Origin of the sequence: Chitinophaga polysaccharea, from assembly GCF_007829335.1 — a bacterium.
Taxonomy (GTDB): Bacteria; Bacteroidota; Bacteroidia; order Chitinophagales; family Chitinophagaceae; genus Chitinophaga; species Chitinophaga polysaccharea_B.
On sequence record NZ_VIWO01000001.1, the window covers coordinates 1,226,597 to 1,238,719 of the forward strand.

Here is a 12,123-nt window from a genome sequence, read left to right on the forward strand (position 1 = left end):
TATTCAAACGAATTGTTATGAATTGGCATCAGGAGATTTCGGGATATGTACACTTTAAACGGCTTCCGGCATTTGCAGGTGATTGCTGAAACCTATCTCCTTCCTGAATTGTAAAGGAGTAACACCGCTTTGTTTTTTGAAGAAGATAATGAAATTGGATGCGTGTTCAAATCCAAGGGAGTAACCTATTTCTCCTATGTCCCAGCTGCTATGTCGTAGTAAAGCCTTCGCTTCTTTCATCATGCGTTCTGCAATCCATTCGGTGGTGGTTTTTCCGATTGTTTCTTTCAGGGCGCGGTTCAGGTGATTGGTATGCACATTCAATTGAGCGGCGAACTCATTGGCATTTTTAAGCTTTAGTATCTGATGAGGAGAATCTATGGGGAACTGCCGTTCTAACAATTCCAGGAATAAGCTGCTGATACGTTCAGCTGCATTCGCTGGCTGGTAAAAGGTATCGGGTGGCTGAATTTTCATCGCTTCATGCATGAGGATCTGCACATAGCTTCTTAACAAATCATACTTGTTGGTGTAGTCTGACTGGATTTCGCGGAGCATGTTTTCAAAGATGCTACTTATCAGTCTGGCACTTTCATCCGTCAGTAAAAAGATATGATGACCGCCTACTTTAAATAGTGGCGATTGGGAAAGACTATCGTTTTTAAGATTGGAATTGACAAAATCTTCCGTAAAAAGGCAAAAATAACCCGTTTGGTTGTCTGTTGTTGGCTCCCAGGAATAGGGAATAAGCGGGTTCATAAAAGAAAGGGTGTTTCCCTTTACATGGATAGATTTGTCTGCCAATGAAATAATGCCTTCGCCTTCCAGTACCAGTGATATTTTATAGAAATCCCTCCGATTGGTGGGTAGAGAAGTCGCATCACAGGCAAATTCTTCCCGGCGATAAATATTGAATTGTCCGGCCTGGGAATATTGTTGTCCATGCCGGGAATAAAATTCAGCAATGCTTTCTTTCCTGTTCATAAAAACAAAGTTATGTAATTCAAATAAAGAATTGCAGTAAGATCAGATGGGAATGGGAACAAAAAAAGGGTCCTCATCAGAGGACCCTTTAGCGGAGAAGAAGGGATTCGAACCCTTGATAGGCTTTCACCTATACACACTTTCCAGGCGTGCCAGTTCAACCACTCCTGCACTTCTCCGTGATTATCTTTCTGAATAAATGGAAGGGTTGATTTTCCAATTCAGGGTTGCAAAGATAATCCTTTAGTTTATATTTCAAAGAAAATTTTAATTTTTGTCATATAGCTTCCAGATACCAGCTCCCAGCAGTCCGCCAACGATAGGGCCTACTATAAATACCCAGAGATTGGATAATGCGGGACCTCCTACAAAAATAGCGGGACCGATACTACGCGCAGGGTTTACAGATACGCCTGTTACCGGGATACCCACAATGTGAATCAAGGTCAAACACAAGCCAATAGCCAGTCCTGCAAACTTACCGGTTTGACTGTTTTTACTGGTGCTGCCATGTACCACTACCAGGAAAATTGTGGTGAGAACAATTTCGGCTACCAAACCACTCATCAGCGAGTAATGATCGGGCGATCCCTGATCCACGCCATTGGCGCCCAGTCCATTGGCCGCCAGCGAATAGTCGGCTTTTCCCTGGGCAATAAAATACAACACAGCAGAAGCTACGATCGCCCCTATAACCTGGGACACAATGTAAGCACCTGCATCTTTACCGGAGATCTTACCGGTAGATGCCAGCGAAATCGTAATCGCCGGGTTCAAATGGCAACCGGAAATATGCCCAATGGCATATGCCATGACGACTACCGACAAACCAAACGCAAATGCAATACCCAGAAAACCTACGTGGGCGCCAGCCAGCACCGCACTACCGCAACCCATAAATACCAGCACGAAGGTGCCGAAGAATTCAGCGATACATTTCTGTGATAAGGAAACTGTCATAGATGAAATTTTGTGGTGAATAGAAATCGGGGAAATGTGAAATTGGTGATAGCTAAATTTACCGCAAATATTCAAGACAAAAAAACGGGAAGCAAAAAAATGCTTCCCGTTGATCACTGCTTATCAATATTTTAATACACTTCAATCGGTGTTAACTCGCCGCGAAGAGAAGTTTCTATCATCGTTTTTGTTGCTTCCGGCGGTAGTCCCTGACCCAATACAAACATCAGTTTGGTGACTGCCGCTTCAAAAGTCATATCATGCCCGCTCACTACGCCTATTTCCATCAGGTGCTGGCTCGTTTCATATTTGCCCAACTCCACGGAACCACCGTCGCATTGCGTGATATCTACTACAATGGCGCCGTTGTCAATGACCTTTTTAATACTTTCAATGAACCAAGACTGGGTGTTGGTATTGCCGCTACCAAAGGTTTCCATGATCACTCCTTTCAGGCCGGGAACACTTAAAGTGGCTTCTACTGCTTTCCTGGTAATACCGGGAAACAGTTTCAGTACCGTAATATTTGTTTCCAGCTCTTTATGTACTTTCAGCGGTTGTACGGGTGGCGGTAAAATAAACTGGTGCTTAAACTTAATGTCAATGCCTGCTTCGGCCAGTTGCGGGTAGTTCATCGTATAAAACGCTTCGAACTTTTCCGCATTATATTTCTTGGAACGATTACCCCTGAATAAAGAGAAGTCGAAGTAGATACAAACTTCCGGTACCATGGATACCGTAGTGCCATTATGCCTGCTGCAGGCTATTTCCATGGCCGTGATAATATTTTCCTTGGCATCGGTACGTATCTTTCCGATAGGCAGCTGTGATCCTGTTAGGATAACAGGCTTCGACAGGTTTTCCAGCATAAAGCTCAGGGCAGATGCGGTAAAGGCCATCGTATCGGAACCATGCAGAATAACAAAGCCGTCGTAACGATCGTATCGGTCTTCAATAATGCTGGCCAGTTCTACCCATATCTCCGGCTGCATATCTGATGAATCTATAGGCGGATTAAATGCGTACACATAAAAGTCAATGCCCATCCGGTAAAGCTCCGGTAAATTATTCCTTATTTCGTTGAAGCCGATCGGGCGCAGTGCTTTGGTTTTATCATCGTAGATCATACCCACTGTACCGCCCGTGTAAATAATCAATATTTTGCTCATTGTGCTAGTAGCCATTGCCTGCAAAGGTATTCACTAAATAGTTAGAGCATTTTGAATAATTTCCGGGCATTGCTGCTTGTTATGGCTGCTACATCGGCTATTTTTAGATTTTTTATATCTGCCACCTTTTCGCCAGCCAGCGGGAGATAGGCACTTTCATTACGTTTGCCCCGGTAAGGAACCGGCGCCAGGTAAGGAGCATCTGTTTCCAGTACAATATGCGCCAGGTCTATTTCCTCTAGTAATTTATCCAGGCCTGATTTTTTGAAGGTAACTACGCCACCAATGCCCAGATAAAAGCCTAGGTCAATGATTTCCCTGGCTTCTTCCAGGGTGCCGGAAAAGCAATGAAATACGCCGCTCAGGCGTCCATCCTGTAAGCCTTTTACTTCGTTGATACATTCCCGTGTGGCCTCGCGGCTGTGAATAGATACTGGGAGGCCGTATTCCCGGGCCAGGATCAGCTGCTCCTGGAAAGCGTAGTACTGCTGCGTTAGCAGCGACTTATCCCAATAAAAGTCCAGCCCTATTTCCCCGATGGCTTTAAAAGGACGCTGTTGCAGCCAGGCTCTTACCAGGTCCAGTTGCTCATCTACCGTTTCTTTTACATAGCAGGGGTGAATCCCCATCATGGCATATATATGGTCGGGGTACCGGGCTTCCAGGTCCAGCATGCCGGTAATAGAGCTTTCATCTATGTTGGGTAAAAAAAGTTTGTCGACTCCCGCTGCTATGGCCCGCGCCACCATGGCTTCCCGGTCTGCTTCAAATTCTTCCGAATACAGGTGTGTGTGGGTATCTATCCAAAGCATAATAATAATTTTATCGAATTTGTAATTTCTTTAATATTTAAGCAATATCTTTATACTACAAAGGTAAATACCGGAAAAGCTATTTGCTAATAAAACCTAAACTATGAAAAGCTATTTCAGTACAAATCGTGTGCTGGCGTGGACCATCACCGGAGTGGCAGTAGCCACCGTTTTCTTCGCCTGCAAAAAACAGGTCACTACCGATACGGCTCCCAATAATCAAACGGATAACAACACCCTGACGGTGACGCAACACGAAACGGTGGCAGCATCCATGTACGCCGATCTATTTGATGAAACAGCCAAAGCTGCGGTGTTACAGGGGTTAGATAAAGCAGGGGCCCGTCAGGCTACCCCGGGCAGTACTGCAAATGCCGATGCACCTGGTTGTCCTTCGCTGGAACTGTTGAATGGCACCGGCAACACCTGGCCTAAAAAGGTGATCGTTGACTATGGCACTTCCTGCCTCGACCGGTTTGGTGTATTCCGCAGCGGTAAGATCAACATCATCTTCAACGGCCCTTTATTTAATGCCGGCGCCACTACTGTAATAGAAACAGATAGTACTTATAAACGCAATGGTATTTCCATCAGCGGCCGCCTGGCCATCAGTGGCGTTACCTACGATAATGTGAAGGGAATCCAGTATACCACCGATCTCACCAGGGGGAAAATTGGTTTGTCGGACAGCGTGATCATTGATTATATCAGCCATAAAACTGTTAAGCAGATAGCAGGTGTAGACCCGGTAGGCGCCCTGTTAAATCCTTCCGACGACGTATACAGCATTGAAGGTAATGCCAGCATTACTTATGAAAAAGGGCCACTGGTGGGCGTGCCGGCTACCTTTACCACTGTAGAGGCACTCATTAAAAGATGGGATTGCCAGTATATCAGCAAGGGTAAATTGCAGATAGTGTTCAATAAAATTACCGGCATATTGGATTATGGAGATGGAAAATGCGATAATGATGCTACCATTACGGTAGGTGATAAAACCAAAGCGATTAAATTATAAGGGGAAGAGCAGAACGTATAAAGCTATTGCAGCGAATGATCAATGCGATTTATATCGGCAAAGGTCATTCGCTGCAATAGCTTTGTGCTTTATGTATTCCGCTCAACTAACCGGGATGGAAGCGACCTCAAATTTTTGTTTTTTGCAAAACTCCAGTACCCGCGGCAAGGCATATTCCAGGCGATCCCAGGCCTTGGTGCTGTCATGAAAAACCACGATAGATCCAGGTTGTAATTTGAATACCACGTTCTGTACACAGGCTTCTCCATTGATCATCGTATCAAAATCTCCGCTTAGGATATCCCACATAATGATTTTTGCCCCTGGTATTTTTTGCCGGATCTGCCGGACCTGGAAAGGCGTAATCCTGCCATAAGGTGGGCGGAATAAAGGCGAAGCAATATACTTTGCTGCTTCCAGCGTGTTTTCCAGGTACTGTTGTGTATTGGTTTTCCACCCATTCAGGTGGTTGTGGGTATGATTGCCGGTAGTGTGCCCCGCTTCCAGTATCTGCTGATAGATGGCAGGGTATTCCACCACATTTTTTCCGATGCAGAAAAAAGTGGCTTTTGCATTGTATTTGGCCAGTTGTTGTAATACAAACGGAGTAGCCTCCGGATGCGGACCATCATCAAAGGTGAGGTATACTTTGTTGCCAGCGGGCGACATATTCCAGACGCAGCTTTTGTATAAGGCTTTAAGGATACCAGGCGTTTTAGTAAGATAGAACATACAGCCTTGGGCTTTTTGCGTTTAGCTTATTGATCCCGCAATATACTCAATGTCGTGCAGCCGGGCAGGGGATTAAAAAATTTTAATTTTTGCTGCCCCATCCCTATACTATTCCCGGATCGCTTACCACTAAATCCTTATCTTTGCGGCCTATGGATCACAAAAAAGTAAGAGTGCGTTTTGCGCCCAGTCCTACTGGAGGCCTACATCTTGGAGGTGTACGCACTGTATTGTTCAACTATTTATTTGCGAAGCAGCATAAAGGCGAATTTGTGCTGCGTATTGAAGATACAGATCAAACCCGCTACGTGCCGGGAGCAGAAGAGTACATCAGCGAATGTTTGAGCTGGTGCGGACTCACGCCGGATGAAAGCCCTGCCCTGGGCGGTCCTTACGGTCCTTACCGCCAGAGTGAACGTAAGCCTTTATACCGTCAGTATGCAGAAAAGCTGGTGCAATCGGGCCATGCCTATTACGCTTTTGATACACCGGAAGAGCTGGAAAGCATGCGCGAACGGCTCAAAACCCCGGAAAACCCTTCTCCACAATACAACCACCAGGTAAGGCAGAAAATGCGTAACTCGCTCACCCTGCCCGACGCGGAGGTGCAGGAACTGCTGGTGAAAAATACCCCGCATGTGATCCGTATTAATATGCCTGCCAATGAAGACATTACCTTCACAGATATGGTACGTGGCGCAGTTACCTTTAATACCTCACAGGTCGACGATAAAGTACTGCTGAAAGCAGACGGTATGCCTACCTATCACCTCGCCGTGGTGGTAGACGACTACCTGATGAAGATTACACACGCTTTCCGCGGAGAGGAATGGTTACCGTCAGCGCCAGTACATCTCCTGCTCTGGAAATACCTGGGCTGGGAAGCTGATATGCCCCAATGGGCACACCTCCCGCTGATCCTGAAACCAGATGGCAACGGGAAACTCAGTAAGCGCGATGGCGATCGTCTAGGCTTTCCTGTTTACGCTATGAACTGGACGGATCCTAAAACCGGCGACCTCACCACTGGGTTCCGCGAAAGAGGCTTCCTGCCAGAAGCTTTCATCAACATGCTGGCCATGCTGGGTTGGAATGATGGTACCGAACAGGAAATTTTCTCTTTAGCAGAGCTGATCGAGAAATTTTCTATGGAGCGCGTGCATAAAGCCGGCGCCAAATTCGATTATGAAAAAGCCAAATGGTTTAACCACCAGTATATTCATCATAAAGACAACGATAGCCTCGCAGCTCTTTTCCAACCTGTACTGGCAGAAAAGGGTATCTCCGCCGCTCCTGCCTATGTAGCTACCGTAGCGGGCCAGGTAAAGGAACGTTGTTACTTTGTAAATGATATCTGGGAGCACGGGTTTTTCTTCTTCCAAAGCCCCGCCAGTTACGACGAAGCAGCGGTAAAACCAAAATGGAATACCGATAAGGAAGCTTTCTTTACTGCCTGGTCTGCCCAGCTGGAGACGCTGGACGCTGCTCCTGCAGCTGAGCTGGAAGCGGCTTTCAAAGCGCTGGCTACCGAAAGGAATTTAAAGATGGGAGATGTACAACTGCCTTTCCGCATTATGCTGACCGGTGGTAAGTTCGGTCCTCCTGTTTTTGATATCGTAGCCACTTTAGGTGTAGCGGAAACCCGCAACAGGATCGCCAAAGGGTTGGAAGCGTTTAAATAGCCATGTTAGAAGTTGGATATAGATAAAGGCTAAATGATGTAACATCGTTTAGCCTTTGTTGTTTTTCCAGATTTTTAGCGGAGAATGAGCGCTGATGAGGTCGAAGTCGCTGTCGTTATGGACAACTTGAAGATCAAAGCTGATTGCGTAGTATGCAATCATGCAATCATTACTTTTTCGAATGGTAACTCCCTTTTTCCTTAGAGCCCGAAATAGGTTGGAGGCTCCCATTGCAGCAGCCATAGGCGTAATTTCCAATTTCGTATAGCCTCTTAAAACTCGCTTGATTTTTTGATGTTGTGCATCATGTCTTATTCCTTGTAATAACTCCTGTACTATAACTGGAATTAGCGGGATTTCATAGTCATGCTGCATATAGTAGGCTAATACTTCAGTTGCTGGTGTATTCTTTTGCCGTATCGAATCAATCCATACCGACGTGTCAAAGAGAAGTGGTTGTTTCATTTGCCTCGCATTTCGTTTAAGTCACCATCCCATTCTATTTTACCTTTTAAATCCAGAAATTTACGTTGATGGATTCCCATCACATATTTTCTCAATGCCTCATTAATCACTTCTACTGTAGTTTTTCCCTTGCTGAGTTTCATGGCTTCCTCCATTAATTCGGGATCCAGGTTAACTGTTTCGATATTGGTTTTAATTTTAATTTTTGTTTTTGCCTTTGCCATAAGCATTAATTTATCATGAACTAAAGTACGTATAATATATACACAAAAAAGGCCGGACTGTAACAGTCCGACCTCCCATATTGTTCAAAAAAGATTAACCTTTTTTACTTTCTTTTGCCCAGGCGTCTTTCAGGGTAACGGTTCTGTTGAACACTACCTTTTCTGATGTGCTATCCGGGTCTACCGCGAAATAGCCTTTGCGGAGGAACTGGAAACGTTCTCCGGGCTTGGCTTTCAGTAGGCCAGGTTCTACGAATGCTTCTTTGATTACCGTTAAGGAATCCGGGTTGATGAGGGAAGCGAGGTCGCCTTCTTCTGCTGCGGGGTTTTCCACATTAAACAGGCGATCGTATACACGTACTTCGGCGGTAGCGGCATGTGTTGCGCTCACCCAGTGGATAGTACCTTTTACGGTCAGGCCGCTGTGGTCGCCGCCGCTTCTGCTTTCCGGCAGGTAGGTGGCGTAGATGGTAGTAATATTTCCGTTGGCATCTTTTTCTACGCTTTCCCCTTTAATGATATAGGCGTTCTTCAGGCGCACCATCAGGCCGGGGCCCAGGCGGAAGAATTTTTTGGGTGGTTCTTCCATGAAGTCTTCCCTTTCAATATACAGGGTGTTGCTGAAATGGAGCACGCGGTTACCGGCGGTTTCATCTTCCGGGTTGTTGTCGGCCACCATTTCTTCTACCTGACCTTCGGGATAGTTGGTGATTACCAGTTTTACCGGGTCCAGTACTGCCATTACGCGGTTGGCAGTTTTGTTCAGTTCCTCACGGATGCAGAACTCCAGCAGTCCCAGTTCGATGATGTTATCGCGTTTTTGTACACCTACCCTTTCGCAGAGCATACGTATGCTGGAAGGGGTATAGCCACGGCGACGCAGGCCGCTGATGGTAGGCATGCGGGGATCATCCCAGCCACGTACATGTCCTTCCGTTACGAGTAACTTCAGTTTTCGTTTGCTCATCACCGTATAGTTGAGGTTTAAGCGGGCAAACTCGTACTGCCGGCTGGGGAAGATGTCCAGTTCCTGGATGAACCAATCGTATAACGGGCGATGAGGTATGAATTCCAGGGTACAGATGGAATGGGTAATATTTTCAATGCTATCACTCTGGCCGTGGGCGAAGTCGTACATCGGGTAGATGCACCATTTGTCGCCGGTACGGTGGTGATGGGCATGTTTAATACGGTACATGAGTGGGTCGCGCATGTGCATATTAGGCGCGGCCAGGTCTAACTTGGCCCGGAGTGTCTTTTCTCCGTCTTTGAATTCACCTTTACGCATCCGTTCAAACAGGTCGAGGTTCTCCGCTACAGACCGGCTCCTGGAAGGGGTTGGCGTACCGGGTGTGGTAGGTGTTCCTTTGGCGGCGGCTATTTCGGCAGCGGTAGCATCTTCTACATAGGCCAGTCCTTTTTCGATCATTTTTACGGCAAAGGCGTAGAGTTGTTCGAAATAATCGGAGGCATACAGTTCTTTATCCCATTCAAATCCCAGCCAGCGGATATCTTCCTTAATAGAATCCACATACTCGGTATCTTCTGTAACCGGGTTGGTATCATCAAAGCGGAGATTGGTTTTCCCATTGTATTTCTGGGCCAGGCCAAAGTTCAGCACAATAGATTTGGCATGCCCGATATGGAGGTATCCATTGGGCTCTGGCGGGAAGCGCGTGAGTACGCGGCCTCCGTTTACGCCGTTGGCAATGTCGTCTTCTACAATTTGTTCTATAAAATTGAGGGATCTTTCTTCGCTCATAATGATTTTATCTTGGAGGGCAAATGTACGAAAAAGCCGAAAGCTTACCCTTTTCTGGTTTTTCGTTACATTTACGACCTTAATAAAAAAAGGTATGGTCAACCCGTTAAATCGTCCTGTTCGTGTATTGGTAGCCAAAGTGGGCCTGGATGGTCATGATCGTGGCGCAAAAGTGATTGCCGCCGCACTGCGGGATGCCGGCATGGAAGTGATTTACACCGGTCTCCGGCAAACCCCGGAGATGGTGGTCAATGCTGCCCTCCAGGAAGATGTGGACGCTATCGGGGTGAGTATCCTTTCCGGCGCTCATATGACGGTATTCCCTAAAATCATCGCGGAAATGAAGCAAAAAGGCTTGAACGACGTACTGCTGACCGGTGGCGGCATTATCCCCGATGCCGACATGGAAACTTTACAGGAGATGGGGGTAGGTAAACTGTTTCCCCCGGGTACAAATACCAAAGATATTTCCGAGTATATCACCCAGTGGGTGGCCGCTCACAGAAATTTTTAAATTTTTTTCGGGATCGTCGTAACATTTCTTACACCGGGTCGTCTTTAAGGTATTCCACATAAATCTAAAAAACCACAACCCGTATTATGAAATGTAAGTTACTCCCGCTATTCCTGGTACTGTTGCTGATAGGAAGTAGTGTTTTTGCCCAGGAGAAAAAAGATTCGGCCAGTACCCCGGCCGTTGATAGCACTGAAAAAACGACTTTTACTACCTTCTCCCTGATTTTTGGTAAATACCCTAAACATCGGGAAGGGATATACGTAACGCGTGGCGGCGAAGGCGCCCTGTTATCTTTTGCATCCATGAAGGAAAACGGGGAACATATGAGGAATATTCCCCGCTTTACCCTCTTTTTCAACATAGGTACCAATTTTAACAAGGATGTGTCCAAAAACCTGGGCTTTTTCACTGGTATCAACATCAAGAACATTGGGTTGATTTCCAAACCTACCGACTCACTGAAGCTAAAGCAGCGGGTATATACCCTGGGTGTTCCGCTGGGATTCAAGATTGGAGATGTAACCGGCGGTAGCTTCTTCTTCTTTGCCGGTGGCGAAATTGACCTGGCTTTTAACTACAAGGAAAAACAATTTATAGACGGTAAGAAGGTGCATAAATTCAACGAATGGTTCAGCGACCGTACACCGCTCCTGATGCCTTCTGTTTTTGCGGGCTTCCGTGTCAACCCCGGATTTGGCTTAAAAGTGCAGTATTATCCGCAGAATTTCTTTAACCAGGACTTTAAAACAAAAGATAAGGCAACGGGCAGTAGCATCTATCCTTACAAAAACCTGGAAGCCAACCTGGTATTTGTGACCCTCGGATATAATTTTAGTGGGGTGAATTATTTTAAAGTAAAGAGAAAATCGCACTATATGAAGATGAAAAGTGGCAAAGCAGAGTTTGAAGTAAACTATTAAGACATTAATGCGTTATTTTAAAAACCGGAACTAATTGAATTAGTTCCGGTTTTTTTATTTTGAAGAGAGTCTGATATCACCCAAAATGGAACCATATGAAACGAAGTCTATTCTTTGTTAGCACGTTACTATTCCTGTGCACCAGTTATGTCCAAGCCCAATTTGAGATAGGCGTTTCCGGAGGATACAATAAAAATTACCTGCATACCAGTACCGGTTACAGGGCTTATACAAAATATGATGCTTTAAGCGGATTTACAGTGAGCATTCCCCTACAATATCACTTTAACAATTGGCTGGCTGTAGAAGCAGATCCGGGGTACATCCAGAAGAATTACGAACAGAAAAGGGACCACTTCTTTGATGGTATCTATCAAAAAAGTACCAATAGTTACATCCAGTTACCTGTTATGGCCCATTTCTCTTTTGGTGGCGATAAGCTGAAAGGGTTTATGAACCTGGGCGGGTACGGCGCCTATTGGGCCAGTGGCCACATTAAAGGGGCTATGGCCAATCCCTTTAACCTGGCACCGGATATTCCCGATAATCAGCAGACTTATACTTTCTTCGAATACGACAAAGCGTATAACTATAATGAAAAGTACAGCTTCGACAGCCGTCGCGACCGCCGCATGGAATTTGGCCTCCTGGCTGGCGCCGGCGTTGAGTACCTGTTGCATCAGCGTTACCGCATTTTTGTAGAAGGCAGATATTACTATGGGCTAACCGATCAGCAGAAAAACTATATGATCAACCAGATACCGCGTTACAATGATACTTATGTGATCCAGGCTGGCTGCCTGTTTAATCTCAAGAATATCTTCCACCCTGAGTTGGCTGCTGCAGAATAATTTCGTTCACTGTTAATAACTGATAAG

13 protein-coding genes and 1 tRNA gene are annotated in these 12,123 nt (G+C 45.8%); 5 read left to right on the forward strand and 9 right to left on the reverse strand.

The annotated features are described in order from the left end of the window. Positions 1-54 precede the first annotated feature (54 nt). From FHW36_RS05220 to FHW36_RS05240, 5 genes are all read right to left on the reverse strand, one after another. Entirely contained in the window at positions 55-984 is a 930-nt protein-coding gene (locus FHW36_RS05220; RefSeq protein WP_145663319.1) for an AraC family transcriptional regulator, read from the reverse strand. Between the two features lie 92 nt (positions 985-1,076). Then, a tRNA-Ser gene (locus tag FHW36_RS05225) sits at positions 1,077-1,163 on the reverse strand. Positions 1,164-1,251: 88 nt separating this feature from the next. After that, complete coding sequence (gene aqpZ, locus FHW36_RS05230; RefSeq protein WP_145663321.1) at positions 1,252-1,944, reverse strand: aquaporin Z; 693 nt, start codon at positions 1,942-1,944, stop codon at positions 1,252-1,254. 131 nt (positions 1,945-2,075) lie between these two features. Further along, positions 2,076-3,128 carry an asparaginase gene (locus tag FHW36_RS05235; protein ID WP_246121073.1) on the reverse strand — a complete coding sequence of 351 codons (1,053 nt, stop codon included), beginning with the start codon at positions 3,126-3,128 and terminating at the stop codon, positions 2,076-2,078. 26 nt (positions 3,129-3,154) lie between these two features. After that, the gene (locus FHW36_RS05240; RefSeq protein WP_145663327.1) at positions 3,155-3,925 is read right to left on the reverse strand and encodes a TatD family hydrolase; all 771 of its coding nucleotides are present in this window, start codon (positions 3,923-3,925) and stop codon (positions 3,155-3,157) included. Positions 3,926-4,028: 103 nt separating this feature from the next. Here FHW36_RS05240 and FHW36_RS05245 point away from each other — a divergent pair, with 103 nt between their 5' ends. Next, positions 4,029-4,943, forward strand: coding sequence for a hypothetical protein (locus FHW36_RS05245; protein ID WP_145663334.1), 915 nt, complete (start codon positions 4,029-4,031; stop codon positions 4,941-4,943). Between the two features lie 102 nt (positions 4,944-5,045). Here the strand turns inward: FHW36_RS05245 and FHW36_RS05250 are convergent, their stop codons facing one another. Further along, on the reverse strand, positions 5,046-5,675 hold the full coding sequence (locus FHW36_RS05250) for a polysaccharide deacetylase family protein (protein WP_145663344.1): 630 nt from the start codon (positions 5,673-5,675) through the stop codon (positions 5,046-5,048). Positions 5,676-5,827: 152 nt separating this feature from the next. On the opposite strand from FHW36_RS05250, the gene gltX reads away from it, so the two are divergent. After that, a complete protein-coding gene (gltX, locus tag FHW36_RS05255; RefSeq protein WP_145663347.1) occupies positions 5,828-7,357 on the forward strand; it encodes a glutamate--tRNA ligase in 1,530 nt (509 codons plus the stop codon). Positions 7,358-7,405: 48 nt separating this feature from the next. Here the strand turns inward: gltX and vapC are convergent, their stop codons facing one another. The 3 genes from vapC to FHW36_RS05270 all read right to left on the reverse strand — a co-directional run bounded on the left by vapC (position 7,406) and on the right by FHW36_RS05270 (position 9,808). Next, a complete protein-coding gene (gene vapC, locus FHW36_RS05260) occupies positions 7,406-7,822 on the reverse strand; it encodes a type II toxin-antitoxin system VapC family toxin (protein WP_145663350.1) in 417 nt (138 codons plus the stop codon). Continuing rightward, a complete protein-coding gene (locus FHW36_RS05265; protein ID WP_222428990.1) occupies positions 7,819-8,046 on the reverse strand; it encodes a type II toxin-antitoxin system VapB family antitoxin in 228 nt (75 codons plus the stop codon). The genes vapC and FHW36_RS05265 overlap by 4 nt, the downstream gene beginning before the upstream one ends. Before the next feature lie 94 nt (positions 8,047-8,140). Next, positions 8,141-9,808, reverse strand: coding sequence for a glutamine--tRNA ligase/YqeY domain fusion protein (locus FHW36_RS05270; RefSeq protein ID WP_186452310.1), 1,668 nt, complete (start codon positions 9,806-9,808; stop codon positions 8,141-8,143). Between the two features lie 94 nt (positions 9,809-9,902). Between FHW36_RS05270 and FHW36_RS05275 the strand changes: the two genes are divergently transcribed. The 3 genes from FHW36_RS05275 (at position 9,903) to FHW36_RS05285 (ending at position 12,096) form a co-directional block, all read left to right on the forward strand. Then, the gene (locus tag FHW36_RS05275) at positions 9,903-10,322 is read left to right on the forward strand and encodes a cobalamin B12-binding domain-containing protein (protein ID WP_145663353.1); all 420 of its coding nucleotides are present in this window, start codon (positions 9,903-9,905) and stop codon (positions 10,320-10,322) included. A gap of 86 nt (positions 10,323-10,408) precedes the next feature. Then, the gene (locus tag FHW36_RS05280; protein WP_145663356.1) at positions 10,409-11,245 is read left to right on the forward strand and encodes a hypothetical protein; all 837 of its coding nucleotides are present in this window, start codon (positions 10,409-10,411) and stop codon (positions 11,243-11,245) included. A 95-nt stretch (positions 11,246-11,340) separates the two neighbouring features. Next, a complete protein-coding gene (locus tag FHW36_RS05285) occupies positions 11,341-12,096 on the forward strand; it encodes a porin family protein (RefSeq protein ID WP_145663358.1) in 756 nt (251 codons plus the stop codon). The last annotated feature ends 27 nt before the right edge of the window (positions 12,097-12,123 follow it).